Annotated in this window: 17 protein-coding genes; 15 read left to right on the top strand and 2 right to left on the bottom strand. The window is 35.1% G+C overall.

Features of this window, described 5'->3' with window-relative positions; genetic code table 11:
* Nucleotides 1-8 precede the first annotated feature (8 nt).
* Together OA86_RS11535 and OA86_RS11530 are read right to left on the bottom strand one after the other, a co-directional pair.
* On the bottom strand, nucleotides 9-1,877 hold the full coding sequence (locus OA86_RS11535) for a hypothetical protein (RefSeq protein ID WP_039353299.1): 1,869 nt from the start codon (nucleotides 1,875-1,877) through the stop codon (nucleotides 9-11).
* A gap of 56 nt (nucleotides 1,878-1,933) precedes the next feature.
* Nucleotides 1,934-3,532 (bottom strand): hypothetical protein, encoded by a 1,599-nt coding sequence (locus OA86_RS11530; protein WP_039353297.1) that lies wholly within the window; start codon nucleotides 3,530-3,532, stop codon nucleotides 1,934-1,936.
* Nucleotides 3,533-4,115: 583 nt separating this feature from the next.
* On the opposite strand from OA86_RS11530, the gene OA86_RS11525 reads away from it, so the two are divergent.
* The 15 genes from OA86_RS11525 to OA86_RS11455 all read left to right on the top strand — a co-directional run bounded on the left by OA86_RS11525 (nucleotide 4,116) and on the right by OA86_RS11455 (nucleotide 18,677).
* Nucleotides 4,116-4,928 carry an energy transducer TonB gene (locus OA86_RS11525; protein ID WP_039353294.1) on the top strand — a complete coding sequence of 271 codons (813 nt, stop codon included), beginning with the start codon at nucleotides 4,116-4,118 and terminating at the stop codon, nucleotides 4,926-4,928.
* A 171-nt stretch (nucleotides 4,929-5,099) separates the two neighbouring features.
* Complete coding sequence (locus tag OA86_RS11520; protein ID WP_039353292.1) at nucleotides 5,100-5,873, top strand: ParA family protein; 774 nt, start codon at nucleotides 5,100-5,102, stop codon at nucleotides 5,871-5,873.
* Between the two features lie 58 nt (nucleotides 5,874-5,931).
* Nucleotides 5,932-6,819, top strand: a complete 888-nt coding sequence (locus OA86_RS11515) for a ParB/RepB/Spo0J family partition protein (RefSeq protein WP_039353289.1) — start codon at nucleotides 5,932-5,934, stop codon at nucleotides 6,817-6,819.
* A complete protein-coding gene (locus tag OA86_RS11510) occupies nucleotides 6,820-7,449 on the top strand; it encodes a DUF5683 domain-containing protein (protein ID WP_039353286.1) in 630 nt (209 codons plus the stop codon).
* Between the two features lie 30 nt (nucleotides 7,450-7,479).
* On the top strand, nucleotides 7,480-8,184 hold the full coding sequence (gene dapB / locus OA86_RS11505; RefSeq protein ID WP_039353411.1) for a 4-hydroxy-tetrahydrodipicolinate reductase: 705 nt from the start codon (nucleotides 7,480-7,482) through the stop codon (nucleotides 8,182-8,184).
* 124 nt (nucleotides 8,185-8,308) lie between these two features.
* Complete coding sequence (lepB, locus tag OA86_RS11500; RefSeq protein WP_039353282.1) at nucleotides 8,309-9,961, top strand: signal peptidase I; 1,653 nt, start codon at nucleotides 8,309-8,311, stop codon at nucleotides 9,959-9,961.
* Between the two features lie 190 nt (nucleotides 9,962-10,151).
* Nucleotides 10,152-10,763: a WbqC family protein gene (locus OA86_RS11495; RefSeq protein WP_039353278.1), complete on the top strand. Its 612-nt coding sequence runs from the start codon at nucleotides 10,152-10,154 to the stop codon at nucleotides 10,761-10,763.
* Nucleotides 10,764-10,774: 11 nt separating this feature from the next.
* A complete protein-coding gene (locus OA86_RS11490; protein ID WP_039353275.1) occupies nucleotides 10,775-12,487 on the top strand; it encodes a S8 family serine peptidase in 1,713 nt (570 codons plus the stop codon).
* 110 nt (nucleotides 12,488-12,597) lie between these two features.
* Nucleotides 12,598-13,086: a lipocalin family protein gene (locus tag OA86_RS11485; protein ID WP_039353271.1), complete on the top strand. Its 489-nt coding sequence runs from the start codon at nucleotides 12,598-12,600 to the stop codon at nucleotides 13,084-13,086.
* A 23-nt stretch (nucleotides 13,087-13,109) separates the two neighbouring features.
* On the top strand, nucleotides 13,110-13,802 hold the full coding sequence (locus tag OA86_RS11480; RefSeq protein ID WP_039353270.1) for a YiaD family glycine zipper/OmpA-like lipoprotein: 693 nt from the start codon (nucleotides 13,110-13,112) through the stop codon (nucleotides 13,800-13,802).
* An 87-nt stretch (nucleotides 13,803-13,889) separates the two neighbouring features.
* Nucleotides 13,890-14,774, top strand: a complete 885-nt coding sequence (locus tag OA86_RS11475) for a decaprenyl-phosphate phosphoribosyltransferase (RefSeq protein WP_039353267.1) — start codon at nucleotides 13,890-13,892, stop codon at nucleotides 14,772-14,774.
* Nucleotides 14,774-16,090: an FAD-binding oxidoreductase gene (locus OA86_RS11470; protein WP_039353264.1), complete on the top strand. Its 1,317-nt coding sequence runs from the start codon at nucleotides 14,774-14,776 to the stop codon at nucleotides 16,088-16,090. Before OA86_RS11475 ends, OA86_RS11470 begins: the two co-directional genes overlap by 1 nt.
* A 20-nt stretch (nucleotides 16,091-16,110) precedes the next feature.
* Complete coding sequence (locus tag OA86_RS11465) at nucleotides 16,111-16,836, top strand: SDR family NAD(P)-dependent oxidoreductase (protein ID WP_039353261.1); 726 nt, start codon at nucleotides 16,111-16,113, stop codon at nucleotides 16,834-16,836.
* A gap of 39 nt (nucleotides 16,837-16,875) precedes the next feature.
* Nucleotides 16,876-17,463 (top strand): HAD family hydrolase, encoded by a 588-nt coding sequence (locus OA86_RS11460; protein ID WP_039353258.1) that lies wholly within the window; start codon nucleotides 16,876-16,878, stop codon nucleotides 17,461-17,463.
* 38 nt (nucleotides 17,464-17,501) lie between these two features.
* On the top strand, nucleotides 17,502-18,677 hold the full coding sequence (locus OA86_RS11455) for a cysteine desulfurase family protein (protein ID WP_039353255.1): 1,176 nt from the start codon (nucleotides 17,502-17,504) through the stop codon (nucleotides 18,675-18,677).
* Nucleotides 18,678-18,681: the final 4 nt, after the last annotated feature.

The raw sequence follows: 18,681 nt of genomic DNA, 5'->3' as shown, positions 1-18,681 counted from the left end.
TTTTTGGTTTAAGTAGCAGGTATTTTGGGCATTTTTTCACAGATCATACCGATAAGGAAAAATGATTTAAATTGAATTTGTTTCCGCTGCAGTTTATATTCCAGAGTTAAAGGATTGGTATTGGGAACATTAAATTTAGCCTCTAAAACTGCGTATTCATCAATTCTAAAACTGATATTATAGTCACCAATCGGTAAATTTTGAGAGATGCTGCCACTTTGGTCAGACTCAATATTAAAAATTCTGTTGCTCTCATTATTACTGTTGGTCCCAATGATGGAAATATTGCACTTATAGACTGGTTCATTATTTTTGTTATCAATAATCCGAAAAGTTACATTGGATAAATGCTGAAATATTGGTAAATTCAGTGGAACGAAAATCGCAGAAATAAGCTTAATATTTGTTGGAATTGTTTTTGGAACAATGGGTTCAACGGGATTAGGAAGCGGCGTCACTGGTCGTCTTGGTTCAACCTGAAGTGGAGATCCTACATTAAAAGTTTGTCTGGAAGTTAAAACAGTTCCCATTTTCATTCGATCAACTTTTATCGTGTTAAAGACGGGTATAACTGGATCGCCTGTTGTACTTTCAAAAATTTGTGGTCTCTTTCCTGGAATTCGAATATTGACGGTTTGAGGCGTAGCTTTTTTGGACAAATAGGAAAGCTGGTCAGATTGCAACATTTTTTTATCGGTGACTACTTTCAGAAATCTTTCGTTATTATTTTTGTTAATGAAGAGTTGCTGCTTCATGATCATTGGTCCAAAAAAAATGAGTTTGTTAGGATCATTCACATCAGTTGAGCTAACAGAAGAATCTAAAATTATTTTTAGATTTTTGATGAGCATCATGGTTTTAGTAATGGCAGGAAGCTTAAATCCATCTGAAATGGTAACACCATCTGAAATTGGTTTGCTTTCTTTCCATTCAAAAAAGGGAGAAAGCATAAAATTTTTATTAAACCAAGATCGTTTTAAGTGTACAAAACTATAATCTACTTCGATGGATTCAATTCCGTTTTCATCATAATCAATGGATAAAATTTCTGCAGATAGATTTTGATTGCTGTTTTTTGCGGCAAGATAAAGGGTCTCCATTTCCTGCTTATTTAGTTTTAAAGAATTCCATCCAGATTCATTTTCCATAAAGTCATACGGAATAAAATTGATGTCATGTATTGCGGAAAAAGTATTAATATCTGTTCTTTCGGCCGAATCGAAGGAGAATTTTGCATCACGTGACATTGCCAAATAGAGATCAGCATCAGAATTGGCGTTAATTCTTGTCAATTCTTTTTCAATAAAATCTTTGGAACCTCTAACTTTCCACTCAGACATTGCCAATTCCTTTAAATTATTCATGCTCAAAAATTGATCTTTCCAGTTCATTTTTTCTTCATCTGTCGTTAAATCTTCGAATGTTGATAAATGATCTGTGATTTTTTCTAATGCGGAATCATACGCAATTCTGTATTTTTTATAGTTTTTGTATTCTTTGGTATCTGCATTTTTAGCATCATTAAGAACTGTACTTGAACTCACAGAAATCCGCATAAAATTTTGCTCGAAATCTCGAATGTTACTGTGATCTAAAATATCCCGGTAAATATCAAAAAGTGCGGTGTTAACATTAAGATCCCAAAAATAGGCGGAAATAGGAACCGAATTTAATTCATAAGAAATGTTTTGCTTTTTAAGAATAGATTCTGTTTTTTTCTGTTCATCATTAAGCAAAGAGGCTGGTTTCAGAAGTTCTAAGTCTTCATTTTCATACATCCGCAAAGAAGGACAAATCATGGGTAGATCATTTTCCATTGCGCCCTGAGAAAGATAGATCTCTCTCAGTTTTTCGTAAACTGCGATATAATATTTCATGGTTTTAGTTTTTAAAAATCAGCAGAAAACTGCTGTTTTCTGCTGATCAATATGAATTATGAATCTGTCGCGCTTACAAATTTTTTGATGCTTGAATCAGTATTCGGCGACTTTGGTAGTATTCGGCATTTGTAGCCAATTATTGAAATATCTGGTGAACTTAATTCTCCGTTCTTAAATTGAGAATTTGATTGAATATTGGTGTTATCATAAGAATATTTCGCACTCGAATTAAAAAAGGGTCCGAAACTGAAACCACCACCTGCATCAAAATGCGTTTTGATTTTAGAATAATTAGAGGACTGGGTGTTAAATTTAAAGGAAACATCTTTTACCATGATCAATTCAGTGATGAGTGAAGGTAAAAGTCCTTGTCCGTTTCCGTCACTAAGGACTTGTTGGCTACGGGTTTGTGGTGAATTATCCGCTAATCTCCAGTATTTAGATTCCAAGAAATTTTGGTTTAGCCAACCTCTCGCTACCGCAACTTTTCCGATTTTGAAACTAAAACTAAAATCATCACTGGAGAAATTGCTGTTCATGCTGTCTCTATTAAAATTAGATCCCGCATTTCCTTTTACGAATAAGGCATTGAAACCAGCTTTCACAGAAGCATCGTGTACAGAACGATTATAGCTGCTTGATGATGCCACGCTTTTTGAATCAAATTTTGTCCAGCCAGAAGACAGTTTAATTGCTTCTGCAGGAATTGGCGAGGAGACGGAATAGTCGGTATATTCTAATATTTTTGTCCGCAGATTATTTCTGTATTCTTTCTCCAGTCTTTTTTTTAAGGTAAGAATGCTTTTTGCTTCGACTTCACCAATATAGTTTTGCATTTGCTCAACCGATTCCTTGAAGCCCATTGCATTCCAAGCTTGAAGAGCCATATCTTCCCTCTTTTTCATATTCTTCCCATCAATTGAAATTTGTGCAGCAGCGTCGGAATCACCATTATCTGCGGAAACCCGTATTGCGTTATTGGTTTCTAAAACATCGGTGTATTTGATCGCATACTCTAAATATTTTTTGTACATCTGCGAAATAAAAGTCTGAGTAATCATTTTTAAATTAGTGTCACTTTCAATTTCTTCCGGATCATATTCCGGATTTTTCAGCACTTTTGTTTTTGATAATTTATCCCGCATTTTAGCAAGTTTTGCTTCAACTTTCGGATCGATTATAGAATCTGCAACTTCGCACCAATCCATCAGATCGCCATAACCTTTTGAAATTGACTTTCCAGTAGGATTAAATATTGCAAAGGCGCGACCTTTTCCACTCGGAAGCAATGCAGGAACGCCATCATGAACTTCATCAGTAATGGCAGCGAACTGCTCCATTTTTAAGAAATTTCCGTTTTTTGTTGAATTCACCATGTTTTGATAATCAACCATATCAAATTGTGGTTTTCCGTTTGCGTCTAAAACTTGATTTCCTTTACTGTCTAAAATCGCTTTAGGTTTCTGTGGTACACCAAATATTCCATTGATTGCAAAATCAAAAGAGTTGCTCATCAAAACTTTTCCGATGGGATCGAAAGCGATAAAATTGTTTGGTCCCAAACTTTCTGGGTTGTTGTTCGTTAACGTGTCATAGACTTTACCAATTAATTGGCCCATAAAGTCTTTTGTTAGATCTTCTTGTGTCGGCATGGTTTTTTTTTAGTTTTTTTCGCTTACTCTATTCGGTTTTCAGCTACCCCGATATTTTTCATTGGCAAATTTAATTGAAGTGTTTGATGTAATCCACGGTGTTTTCCCCGTAAATGAAGCGTGTTTTATCTGTTTTTATAAGGGCTAAAACACCTATTGTTTCTTAATCAACTCAAAATTAAGCATTTAATTTTAATGATATGCTTTAAATAAGAAAAATATTTAATTGTATAATCAGTTTATAAATTTTCTTTTATAGCTAATATTCAGTTGATTAAATCCATAAAACCTCTTTATAATTGACGGATTAGCATTAAATATTTTATGGATAATAGTTCAATAGTGAGTAAAATAATAACTTATTAATAATAATATTGCTGCTAAGTGTTGTAAGATGATTTATTAATTACTACACGTCAGGTACAAACACATCTTTATAGATTTTCATTTTGTTATGAATTGAATAATATATGTTCATAATTATCAATAATTTGGTTTATTTTTTGATATGTTTTTAATGTTATTGAAATTAACATATCAAAATAACAATTTCCAATTTTTTTAATTTTTTAATATTTACAAAATGAAAAATTTTTTAAGCTCTGAAAAAGAATATCGCTTCAATGAAATTCTTTTCGAAAACCGGAACAAGAATTACGGTGCTTACGTAATGCGTAGTGATGAAGCTCATAACCTCACAAAAGCATTGTTTATTGGTGTAGCATTTTTTGCTACTTTAGCAATTACGCCCTTAATAATCAATTCTTTTCAAACTCCAGCTGTAGTTGATTCTGATTCTGGAGGACTTACATTTACGCCGGTACAATTGCCTCCTGATGAAATTCCTGTTGTCGTAACGCCAATAGTTCCTCCAAGAGTTATTGAAAGTACAGTGAAATTGGAAATTCCGACACCGGTAAGAAATCCAAGAATTGAAACTCCTGCAACACCATTAAGTGCAACAAATAATGCGAGAATTGGTACAGATAATGTGATCGGGACTCCGCCAGTTACTATTTCGGCGCCAGTAATTGTGGAACATACCACAATACCTGTTCCCGTGGTTCCTAAACCAATTAATAATAATCCAGTAGATAAAGTAGATACTGAAGCAATTTTCAATGGTGGAATCAATGCATTTAGATCTAAAGTGACACAAAATTTTAATGCGGGAAATTTTGATGGAACTGGCGATCTGTTAAAAACTACGGTCACTTTTATTGTCGAAAAAGACGGTTCTATTTCAAGTATTACAGCGAAAGGACCTAATTCAAAATTTAATAAAGAAGCAGAAAATACCGTTAAAAATATAAAAGGAAAATGGATGCCTGCAAAATGGAATGGGGAGAATGTAAGAAGCTATTTCAATTTTCCAATTTCAATGCAATTTGAGTAAAATCATTTATATCTATTTCACATTGATAGTTATCCACAAAAGATTCACTTTTGTGGATAATTTTTTTATTGCTTAAACTATTAATTAACAATACTTTAACGTAAAGTGAAGGTTTATGAATCCTCTGAAAATCAGAAAAAAGTGTATTTTTGGTGATTAAAATCGTACAGAATGGCTAAAATTATAGGTGTTGCAAATCAAAAAGGTGGTGTTGGTAAAACAACAACCGCCATTAATTTAGCCGCCGCATTGGGAGTTTTGGAAAAGAAAATTTTGTTGATCGATGCTGATCCACAAGCTAATGCAACTTCAGGTTTGGGAATTGAGCAATCTAATTTTTCCACCTACAACCTTTTGGAACATAGCGAAAATGCTAAAAAATGCATCCAAAAAACAGCTTCTCCAAACCTTGATATTATTCCTTCTCACATCGATCTGGTCGCTGCTGAAATTGAATTGGTAGATCGTGAAAATCGAGAATACATGCTGAAGGAAGCGCTGAAATCAATCAGAGATGATTACGATTATATTATTATTGACTGCGCTCCGAGTTTAGGTTTAATCACCATTAATGCTTTAACTGCGGCTGATTCTATAATTATTCCTATTCAATGTGAATATTTTGCATTGGAAGGTTTGGGTAAACTTCTGAATACCATCAAAAATGTGCAGAAAATTCATAACAAAGATTTAGATATTGAGGGTTTGCTTTTAACGATGTATGATTCCCGTCTAAGACTGTCGAATCAAGTTGTTGAAGAGGTGAATTCGCATTTTCCGGAAATGGTTTTCGAAACAATTATCAGTAGAAATGTCCGTTTAAGTGAAGCACCGAGTTTTGGTGAAAGCATCTTAAATTACGATGCAGAAAGCAAAGGTGCGATTCAGTATCTTCAGTTAGCTGAGGAAGTTTTGCTGAAAAATGAAAGTTTAGTTAAGAATTAGAAACTTATTTTATTGATTTGAATTTAAGAATTCATGTCTATTGAAATTATTTATAAAAATGAAAGACAAAAAAAGAGCAATGGGACGTGGTTTGGGCGCAATTTTAAGTGCAGAATCCAAAGCATCGGTCAATTCTGCAACGGACGAAGGTGCAGATAAATTTGTAGGAAATATTGTAGAAGTAGCGCTGGAAGACATTTATCCAAATGCTTCACAACCAAGAACTTACTTTGATGAAAAAGCACTTGCAGATTTAGCGCAGTCCATTAAAAATCTGGGTGTAATTCAACCGATTACTTTAAGAAAAGACGGCAACAAATTCGAAATTATTTCGGGAGAGAGACGTTTTCGTGCCAGTAAAATCGCAGGTTTAGAAACGCTTCCGGCTTATATTCGTTTGGTTAATGATCAGGAATTGCTGGAAATGGCATTGGTTGAAAACATCCAGAGAGAAGATTTAGACGCCATCGAAATCGCTTTGACTTATCAAAGATTGCTCGAAGAAATCGGCATGACTCAGGAAAATTTGAGCCAACGAATTGGGAAGGAAAGAAGTACAATTACCAATTCAATTCGCTTGTTGAGGTTAAATCCTGATATGCAAAATGCCATTAGAAGTGGAGAGATTTCGGCTGGTCACGGCAGAGCTATCCTTAGTTTGGAGGAAAAAGAAATTCAAGACGAACTTTTTCAAAAAATTGTAAAAAATAACTGGAGCGTAAGACAGGCCGAGGAAGAATCAAACCTTCTGAAAAATCCTAAAGAAACGGCAAAGAAATCAAAGGCAACGATTCCAAATCATTTTAAAAAAGCAGAAAAAAACCTTGCTGATCTATTAGAAGTGAAGGTTGAGATAAAAACCGCTGCAAATGGCAAGAAAGGTAAAATAGTCCTCGATTTCAAAAATGAAGAAGAACTTGAAAATATTCTTTCACACTTTAAATAGATGAAGAAACTTACTCTGATTTTCCTTCTTTTATTATCCCTGAACTGTTTCGCTCAGGTTAATCGAAACGATACAATTCGGGTTGAAAATTATCCCACCGATTCTATTTCTACGAAGAAACCAAAAGCGGAAATGGAAGTTTTAACCGATATTCGGGAGGCGAACGCTCCGGTAAAAGCCATGAGATTTAATCCTACGAAAGCCGGATTGTATTCCGCAGTTTTGCCGGGACTTGGACAATATTACAATAAGAAATACTGGAAAATCCCCATTGTTTGGGGCGGAATTGGAACAGGAATCGGAATCACGCTTTGGAATCAAAAACAATATACGAGATACCGAAATGCTTTTATTGCACAACTCAACGGACAACCGCATGAGTTTTCAGAGATTCCTGGAATTACAGCGGAAGCTTTGGGAAGAACTCAGGACCGTGCACAAAGGCAGCGAGATTATGCGATCGCAGTTACGGCTTTGATTTATGTTTTAAATATTGTAGATGCAGTCGTAGATGCTCATTTATATGAAGGAAGAAAAGATCCCGATTTGGCACTTAAACCCACGGTTATTTTCGATGAGTTTTCCCAGCAAAATTCAAAAGCTGGTTTAAGTTTAAGTTATAATTTTTAATTAAAAGCAAACGTTTTTACGTTCAAAATGATGAAAATAGCATTAGTTGGTTACGGAAAAATGGGCAAAATAATTGGAGAAATTGCCACCAAAAGAGGTCACGAAATCGTAGCTCAACTCAATGAAACTCCAACGTTAGAAAACTTAAATAATCCCGATGTTGCCATCGAATTTTCGAATCCGGAAGTAGCTTTTGATAATATCAAATTCTGTCTCGAAAATCAAATTCCTGTCATTTGCGGGACAACAGGCTGGCTCGATCAAAAACCGGAAATTGAGAAAATGGCAGTCGAAAATAATACTGCTTTCTTATACGGTTCTAACTTCAGTTTAGGCGTGAATTTATTTTTTGCTTTAAATGAAAAGCTGGCAGATCTGATGAAGAATTTCAGCGAATATCAGGTTCAGTTAGAAGAAATTCATCACACCCAAAAAAAAGATGCGCCAAGCGGAACAGCCATTACTTTAGCGGAAGGAATAATCAATAATGATCCAAGATTTGATGCCTGGAAACAGGAGGAAACAAAAGACAGTGAGTTAGGAATTTTTTCGGTGCGCGAAGATGAAGTTCCCGGAACACACAGCGTTTTTTATAAAAGTGAAGTCGATGAAATTGAAATTAAACACACCGCTTTCAACAGAAACGGTTTTGCGGTTGGAGCAGTGATCGCTGCCGAATGGATTCAGGGAAAAAGAGGAAATTTCTCCATGAAAGACGTCCTCTTTGATAAGTAATAAACAATGAATAATAAGTAATAAACATAACGCAATTACTCATTACCAATTACTTATTGCTCCTGTATTTGTAACAAAAGCGCTTTAAAACAAACTAATAATTCAAATATTACCAAATAGAAATATGAACTACTTTTTAACTTACGCAGTTTACGTGATCATTCTCTCATTATTGATGGGGATTTCTACATGGAAACTCTTTAAAAAAATGGGTTACAATCCGCTTTTTGCTTTTGTACCTTTTTATAATTATTATATTATTCAAAAAGAAACAGATCACTCCAAGTGGTGGGTCATTTTAGCCTACGTTCCAATTGTTGGACCGATCATGATGACGGTTTTTCATTTGTTCTTAATGAAACATTTCGGTAAAACGAGTTTCGTTCAAAAATTATTGACGGTAATTCTTCCTTTTATTTACATGGCATTCGTCAATTATTCTAAAGATTCTGAATTGCATGTCGAAGATGATTTATATTTGACTGAGGAAGAAAAAGAAGCAGGTAAAAAAGAATCTTTTGTTGGCTCGATCACTTTTGCAGTAGTTTTCGCTACAATCGTACACGTTTTCTTCACGCAACCTTTTGGAATTCCGACAGGGTCAATGGAAAGAACGCTTCTTGTCGGAGATTTTCTTTTTGTAAATAAATGGAGCTACGGTTTCAGAATGCCGATGCGACCTCTTGCAATTCCTTTTTTACAGGGAACAATCATGGATACCGGCGAAAAGAACAATCCAAAAGATGATCCTAAATCTTATGTTGATGCCGTAAAATTACCCTATGCAAGGATTTTGCAGTTCAACAAACCACAGAAAAACGATATTGTCGTTTTTAATTATCCACAGGATTCCGTTCATACTGCGACCGACAGAAAAGATCCTTATGTAAAACGTTGCGTCGCTGTTGCAGGTGATATCATGGAATTCCGTGCGGGAAGACTTTTCATCAACGGTAAACCAGAAAGTATTTTAGGCGATCAGAAAAAACAGCATAAATATATAGCAACGACCGGCAGTCAACTCGATGTTCCGTCGTTATACAAAAAATACGGATTTCTTCCCGTGCAGGAAGTTCAAACGCAAACCGGTTATCTGTACGATTTCCAGGGTTTGACCGATGAAACAGCGAAAGAAATCAAGATGCTGCCACAAGTGATCGATTTGAAGGAACACATTTGGCCCAAAGATTCCGGTGCAGTTTCTTTCAAACTAAATGCAATGCACGATGGTTACACGAAACATGTGGATACAACACAATCAATTTTCCCGATCAATAAAAAATGGAATCAGGATTGGTACGGTCCTTTGAAAATTCCGAAAAAAGGCGATGTTGTCACTTTAAATCAGGAAACTTTACCCGAATACCGCTGGATCATTTCAGAATACGAACACAACAAACTCGAAAATAAAGACGGCAAAATCTTTGTCAACGGGCAAGAAGCTACGCAATACACCATCAAGCAGGATTATTACATGATGATTGGTGACAATCGCGACGCTTCCTTAGATGCGAGATTTTTCGGTTTCGTTCCTGAAGAAAATATTGTTGGTTCGCCGATGTTTACGTGGTTAAGTGTCGAAGGTCTTTTCCCGGACAAAAGTTCCTCTTATCAACCCGATGGTAAAAAAATCCGTTGGGACCGTATGTTCAAAGCCACAAATACTGGTGAAGCCAACAAAACCTCTTATTGGTGGGTTGCAGCGATTATTTTACTGGTATTCTTCGGTTGGGATTATATTTCAAAATTATTCAAGAAAAAAGAATCAGAAGAGTAGTATTAGGAGCTGTTCGACGTGCTCGAATAGCAATTTATTATTTTTTATTGGGAGCTATTTCCCGCTCTCCACTATATCTTTTATTCCGCTGAAGCTCCATAAAAGGATGTCGTTGCGATCGGGGCTAGGAGATTATTTTGAATCTCCAAGTTACGTTTTTTATTAAATTTTATCGATAGGTTTTTTAAGTATGAAAATTTTATTGCCCCTCTTTTATTTACCGCCTATTTCCTGGTTTTCGGTTTTTCTGCGAGAAGATTCTGAAATTGTTTTCGAACAGTTCGAGAGCTTTCCCAAACAGACCTACAGAAACAGAACTGCAGTTTATGGTGCAAATGGGAGATTGTTGTTAATAATTCCCGTGAAACACAACGGTACAAGAACCATCAACGAAATTGATGTTTCTCACCGTGATCCCTGGGAAAAAATCCACTGGAAATCCATTAAGACCGCTTATCAAAGATCGCCTTATTTTGAATATTACGAAGATCAGCTTGAAGAGATTTTTAATTTTAAAACGAATTCTTTGTTTGCTTTCAACCTGAATGCTTTAAAAATAATTCAAAAAATTCTGAAAACCACTAAGACTTATTCTTTGAGCGAAGAGTATTTTAGAAATCCAACCGAAGAAAATTACAGAGAAAAATTCTCGCCCAAAAAAGAGCAGGAATTTCTTCTCCCAGAATACTATCAAACCTTTACCGACAAATTTGGCTTTCAGGAAGACCTTTCAATTATCGATCTGCTTTGTAACAAAGGACCCGAATCTTTGACTTATATAAAAAATATTCAAAACAAATAAATAGTTACTTTATGAAAAAAATATTCATTGCAGCTTGTTTTATGACAGGTTTTGCTTCTTTTGCACAGACTGTAGTTGCACCTTTGGATCCGATGCAGGACAAAGATCTGATGACTTGGTATCACAAAGATTTCGCTTCAACAAATATATACGGTGTAAATACACAAAATGCTTACAAATATTTAGAATCCAAAGGTTTGAAACCGACTCCAGTAATTGTTGGTGTTTTAGACAGCGGAGTAGATGTTAATCATCCAGGTTTGATCAAAAATTTGTGGACCAACGTAAATGAAATTCCAAACAATGGAAAAGATGACGACGGAAACGGTTACGTTGATGATGTTCACGGCTGGAACTTTCTGGGTGGAAAAAATGGCGATGTCTACGATGATAATTTAGAAGTTACCAGAGTTGTAAAAAAATATCAGCCGATTTTTGAAGGTACAGATTCAGCTAAAAACAAAGTAAATCAGGCAAAAATGTCCGAAGATTTTGCAATGTACATGAAGTCGAAAGAAATTTATACGAAGAAAGGTGTTGAAGCAAAGCAAGGCTACGAAACTTATAAGAAAATCCAGGACATGATTCCGACCATGATTGCAATGCTCAACGGACAAAATTTAACTCCTGAAGTAATTGCAGCGATAAAACCAACTACTCAGGATCAGGCAATGGCAGCTTCAGTTTTGGGACAGGTTGTAAACGATCCAGCAGTACAGGGAAAATCTCCCGCAGAAGTTCAAAAATTCTTAAATGATCAAATGAAAGAAGCAGTTGATTATTATGAAGTTCAGGCGACAAAACAATATAATTTAGATTTTGATCCTCGCGCCGCAATCGTAGGAGATAATTATGATGATTATGCACAGAAAAATTACGGGAATAATCATTATGCAGATCCAAAAGGAGAACACGGAACTCACGTTGCCGGAATTATTGCGGGTCTTCCTCAAGGAAAAGAAGTACAATATGGAGTTGGTTACAAAGTTGCGAAAATAATGGTGGTGAGAGCTGTTCCAAATGGTGATGAAAGAGATAAAGATGTTGCAAATGCAGTGAGATATGCAGTTGACAATGGTGCGAAAATATTGAATATGAGTTTCGGGAAACCGGTTTCTCCAGGGAAAAATGTTGTTTGGGATGCATTTAAATATGCTCAGGACAAAGGAGTTCTTTTGGTAAAAGCAGCAGGTAATGACAATGAGAACGTTGCTGAAAATGTATATTATCCGACCAACTTCAAAAATGTTGACGACGCGAAACCTTATATCAATAATATGATCGTAGTAGGAGCTTCTACCAATAATAATGAATTTTTGAGAGCAGATTTCTCTAATTATAACCAAAAGATGGTGAATGTTTTTGCTCCGGGTGAGAAAATTTATTCTACCGTTCCTGGTGGGAAATATGCGTATCTGCAGGGAACTTCTATGGCTTCTCCGGTTGTTGCAGGCGCTGCTGCAGTATTGTTAGCTTACATGCCAAATTTAACTCCGGCACAATTAATAGAATCATTAGTAAAAACAGCAAATAAATCTACTGTAAATGCAATGATCAGTTCAAACACAAACAATAGATTTGATCTGATTTCTGAGGCAGGTGGTGTTATCGACTTGAAAAAAGCCGCAGAATATGCTTATACTAATTTTTACAAAGCAGGTGCTTCTACTCCTACTGTTAAAGTAAAAGCAGTAAATAAAAGGAAAGCTCAAAAAGTAAAATAAATAATTTTATTTTAAATAAATGATAAAGTCCGTTTTTAACGGACTTTTTTTAATCTAATTACTATATTGGCACGGTTTTTTGTAACTTGTACTTAAATAATTATATCACTATGAAAAATTTATTACTAGTAGGAATTTTAGGCGTTGTAATGAGCGTTTCTTGTTCCACCGTGAAAACAGCGAAAACAGCACAAACTGACCGCGTAGAATTTCTTAAACTAAAAGGAGATTGGGAAGTAACAAGCATTGATTACGACAAAAATTTCAAAGTAAAACCTTTTGACGAAGGTGCTGACGCAAAATGTTTCGTAGGAAGTCACTGGAGATTGATCCCAAATAATTACAGCGGTTCTTATACTTTAAGCGGTGGTGGAGCTTGCCCAAGTGTCATTCAACCCATCAAATTTGAAGTAGTTAATGGTACTGAATTTAAATTCAAGAAATTAATGGAAGGATCAAAAGCGAAAGCAGTTACTGTAGGATATTCTTTAAATCTTATAAGTCAAACAACAGATTCTTTTTCTTTAGAACAAAATGTTCCTTCAGGCAGCGATAACGTAAGAATTGTTTACAATTTCGCTAGAACAGGAATGAAATAATAATAATATTAAAAAATAAAATTATGAAAATTTTTAACAAAACAAACATCGCAGCACTTTTCATCTCTTCTTCATTGATAATGACAAGTTGTGAAGCAGTGAAAAATTCAAATAATCAACAAAGAGGTACTGTTATTGGTGCAACAGGAGGAGCAGTTCTTGGTGGAATTTTAGGAAATAACATCGGAAAAGGCGGAAACTCGGCATTAGGTGCAGTTCTTGGCGGAATCGTAGGTGGAGTTGCCGGAAATGTAATCGGTAACAAAATGGATAAGCAAGCTAAGGAAATCAAAGAAACTTTACCTGGAGCTGAAGTGGAAAGAGTAGGTGAAGGAATAAAAATTACCTTGAAAGAAAATATGGTAAATTTTGCTTTTGACTCCTCTAACTTAACTGCGCTAGGTAAAACAAATCTAGATAAGTTGGCCACTGTTTTATCTAATAATCCAGATACTAACATTAATATCTACGGTTATACTGACAGCAAAGGTGCAGATTCTTACAATCTTTCCCTTTCTGACAGAAGAGCTGCAGCTGTAAAAAGTTACCTTTCATCCAAAGGAGTTTCTTCAATGAGAATGAATACAATGGGAATGGGTGAAGCAGATCCAGTTGCGAGTAATGATACCGATGCAGGTAGAGCTCAGAACAGAAGAGTAGAATTTGCAATTACAGCAAACGAAAATATGATAAAAGACGCGAAAACAGCGCAATAATCGATTGATCAAACATTTATTTAAAATCCGCTTCGGCGGATTTTTTTATTTTAAAATCACTAATTTCGCATTTGATTTTTTACACGGATGATTAAATATTTAAAACTGCTTCGCGTAGAACAATGGATAAAAAACCTTTTCGTGTTTGTTCCTTTGTTTTTCTCCGGCAATATTACCAATTTCGATTTACTGGCCAAAAGCATTTTTGCTTTCATCATTTTTTCTCTGGCTGCAAGTTCTATTTATATTATTAATGATTATTCTGATATAGAATCAGATCGGAAACATCCTGAAAAAAGAAGACGTCCTCTTGCAAGCGGTGTAATTTCAAAAAAAACGGCGCTTATAATTCTGGTCGCTCTCATCATTTCGTGTATTGTCCTCGTATTTTGTGGTGCACAATATTTTCATCATAATTTTTGGAAATTTGCCACGATTATTGGATTTTATTTTGTCATGAATTTGGCTTATACGTTCAAACTTAAACATGTTGCGATCATCGACGTTAGTATCATTTCTCTTGGTTTTGTCTTAAGGGTTTTAGCAGGTGGTTATGCTACGGGAATTTTTATTTCTCAATGGGCAATCTTGCTCACCTTTGTTCTTGCACTCGTTCTAGCCATCGGAAAAAGGAGAGGAGAGTTAATCAATGCACAAATTTCCGGTAAAACGAGAAAGTCTTTAGATGGCTACAATGTTCAGTTTGCAGACATCGCACTTTCAATAAGTTGTACTTTAGCAATTGTATGTTATTTAATGTTTACACTTTCTCCTGAAGTTCAGCACCGTTTCCATCCAAGGGTTTTTTACACCGTAATTTTTGTCGTTTTCGCAATTCTGAGATATTTACAGCAAACTTTGGTTTACAATAAAACTGAATCTCCTACCAAAATAATTTATAGAGACCGGTATATTCAGATCACTTTGGTGCTTTGGGTTGCTGCCTTTTTACTTCAAATTTATTTCAAATAATGAAGCCGAATTTTATACAGAAAGTAGCGAATTGGGGAAATTTTCCCGTCGTAGAAAAAGAAATAAAATCAGAAGATACGCTTCAGAAAATTAAAGATTACGTAAAAAATAATAACGAAATTATTGCTCGCGGAAACGGTAGATGTTATGGCGATGCTTCTCTTTCCGAACATATCTTTTCAACAAAAAGATTAAATAAACTCATCAGTTTTGATCGTCTTAATGGAATTCTGGAATGTGAATCAGGCGTTTTGCTTTCGGACATTTTAGAAGTCATCGTGCCTCAAGGTTATTTTCTTTACGTAACGCCCGGAACCAAATTTATTTCTGTTGGTGGAGCGATTGCATCCGATGTTCATGGAAAAAATCATCATGCTGAAGGTTGTTTTTCTGAGTATGTTTTGTCTTTTTCTCTATTGAATGAAAATGGAGAGGTTCTAAATTGTTCTAAAACCGAAAACGCTGAGAAATTTTGGTCAACCATCGGTGGAATGGGATTAACAGGAATTATTCTGTCTGCAAAATTTAAATTAAAAAATATCGAAACTGCTTATATTCGTCAGGAAAGCATTAAAGCAGAAAATTTAGAGGAGATTTTCAAACTATTTGATGAAAGCGAAAACTGGACTTACAATGTCGCGTGGATCGATTGTTTGCAGACTGGCAATAAAATTGGCAGAAGTATTTTGATGAGAGGTGAACATGCTTTTAAACATCAGCTTCCTAATAATTTGCAGGAAAATCCTTTAAGATTAAAGAAAAAATTCAATCCGACGGTTCCTTTTTATTTCCCAAATTTTGTGCTTAATAATTTAACGGTAAAGTTGTTCAATCTTCTCTATTTTAATAAGCAGCGCAATAAAGAAGTCAAAAGCTATATCGATTATGAAACCTTTTTCTACCCTTTAGATGTCGTAAACGACTGGAATAAAATTTACGGTAAAAGTGGTTTTATACAATATCAAATGGTGATTCCGAAAGAGAAAGGAAAGGAAGGAATGCGAAAAATTCTCGAAACAATCGCTAAAAGTGGAAACGGATCTTTCCTGGCAGTTTTGAAACTTTTTGGAAAAAATAATCCGGAAGCTTATAATTCATTTCCTGTGGAAGGTTATACTTTGGCTTTAGATTTTAAGGTTAATTCAAAATTGAAAAATTTAGTCGAAAAATTAGACAAAATTGTCGAAGATTACGGCGGCAGAATTTATCTGACGAAAGACAGCATGAGCAAATCTTCTTTGACCAATTATCTTCAAAATGTGCAGAATCCCAAGTTTGTTTCGATGCAGCACAAAAGGATCATCAATAATAATTAATCATCCATCATCCATCACCTATGATCATTCTCGGCAGCAATTCAGAAATTTCTCAGGCTTTTGTTGAAAAAGCGCTAGAAGCTCATGAAAAATATTCAACCATTTATCTTTTTACATCTAATACAGAAACTACGGAGAAATTCGCGAAACATATCGATGTGAAATTTTTGCAGCAAACGGAAGTGATAGAAATGGATTTGAGAAAGGAAATTGATTATACCAAATTTGATCATATCAACTCTGATTTACTTTTCTGTGCAACTGGTTATTTAGGAGAAGGAACAGAAGAAGGGCTTTATGATCAGAAGAACACAGAATTGATTATCGACATCAATTATGCGAAATTAGTTCCTGTTCTCAATTTTTTTGCCTCAAAGATGGAAAGACAACGCGCTGGAACAATGATCGTACTTTCATCAGTTGCAGGTGAACGCGGAAGACAGAGTAACTTTATATATGGAAGCGCAAAAGCTGGTTTGACAGCTTATTTAAGTGGTCTAAGAAATTATTTGTACGATAAAAAAGTACATGTTCTCACCGTGAAACCAGGTTTTATGGATACCAAAATGACCGAAGGATTGCCCTTGAATCCAAAATTAACTGCGACACCAAAACAAGCCGCAGAAGGAATTTACAAAGCATATAAATCTGGAAAAAACGTAGCTTATGTTTTACCGATTTGGAGTGTTATCATGTTAATTATCAGAAATATTCCAGAATTTATTTTTAAAAAATTAAAACTTTAATTACTCCTCAAGTGGATTATTAATGATCATTTAGAAAGTATGAAGAAGCTGTATTTATTTGATTTCGACGGAACTCTGACCTACAAAGACACTATGTTTATGTATCTTAAATTCTATAATCCTTCTAAATTTAATATTCAGTTCATTAAACATATTCCGCTTTTTGTCCTCTTAAAATTAAAACTTGCAGATGCTGAAAAAGTGAAGAAGAGTTTTATTTCATCCATCTTAAAAGGAGAACGAAAAGCTAAGATTGAGAGGAAATCGCAGGCGTTTTTTGAAAAATATGATCCTGAACTTTTCAGAGAAAATGCCTTAGAATTTATTAAAAATATAGACCGGAAAAATACTGACAGTTATATTGTTTCTGCTTCTTTGGATATTTGGGTAAAACCGTTTGCTGAGAAACTTAATATAAAACTTTTATCGACTAGAGCTGAATTTGAAGATGATATTTTCACCGGAAATTTTATCGGTAGAAACTGCAATGGCGCTGAAAAAGTAAATCGAATTAAAGAGGAAATTGGTGATAAAAAATACGATAAAACAATTGCTTTCGGCGACACTTCCGGCGATAAAGAAATGTTAGCTTGGGCAAATGAAGGTCAGTTTGAATTTTTTCACTAATTTTATCGCCAGAAAAATCTAAAAAAAAGAAAGGAAAAATGGAAAGAATTTACTTGGATAATGCGGCTACAACGCCACTTTCTGAAGAAGTAATCGATGCGATGGTTGAGGTTATGAAAACAAATTACGGTAATCCCTCGTCAACGCATAGTTTAGGGCAGGATGCTAAAGTTTTGATTGAAAACGTAAGAAGACAGGTTGCAGATTATCTTCACGTAAGTCCGGCTGAAATTATTTTCACTTCTTGCGGAACCGAATCGAACAACATGATTATCAAATCTTGCGTAGATCATTTGGGAGTTGAAAGAATTATCACATCTCCGATGGAACACAAATGCGTTGCAGAAACGGTTTTGGATATGAAGAAACGCCGAGGAGTAGAAGTAGTATATCTTCGTCCTGATAAAAAAGGGGATTTTGATTTAGTAAAATTAGAAGAATTGATAAAGAGTTCCGACAAGAAAACTTTAGTCACTTTAATCCACGCAAATAACGAGATCGGGAACCTTTTAGATATTAAGAAAGTTGCAGAAATGTGCAAATTAAATGATGTGCTTTTTCATTCAGACACGGTACAGTCGATGGCGCACATGGAAATGGATTTCTCTCAAATTCCTGTAGACTTCGCCTCTTGCAGTGCACATAAATTTCATGGACCAAAAGGAAGTGGTTTTGCGTTCGTTAGAAAAGCTTCTGGCTTAAAGGGAATTATTACCGGTGGACCGCAGGAAAGATCCTTAAGAGCCGGAACTGAAAATGTTTGCGGTATCGTAGGTTTAGGTAAAGCATTAGAACTTTCTCTGGATCATATGGAGCAATATGCTTCTCACATGAAGGAGATTAAAAATTACACGAGAGATCGTCTTTTAGCTGAAATTGATGGCGTGAAATTCAACGGTAGAAGTGCCGAAGAGAATACAAGTTTATATACGGTTTTGAGCGTTTTATTGCCTTTCAAAGATCCAATGATCGGTCTTAAGCTTGATATGAAAGGAATCGCAATTTCTCAGGGAAGTGCTTGTTCATCGGGTGCTTCAAAACCTTCGATGGTGATGATGATGATTTTAGATGAAGAGGAAATGGAAGATTGTACTCCTTTGCGTGTTTCCTTTAGTCATTTGACGACTAAAGAGGAAATTGATTCATTAATTGATGCTTTAAAGGAGATCGCAGCTTCCTTTAATATAGAAAAAACAAATGTTCAGCATAGATAATTTA

Source organism: Kaistella jeonii, assembly GCF_000812865.1.
GTDB classification, from domain to species: domain Bacteria; phylum Bacteroidota; class Bacteroidia; order Flavobacteriales; family Weeksellaceae; genus Kaistella; species Kaistella jeonii.
The sequence above is the reverse complement of the archived record's forward strand: the minus strand, read 5'-3'. Positions and strand labels throughout refer to the sequence as shown.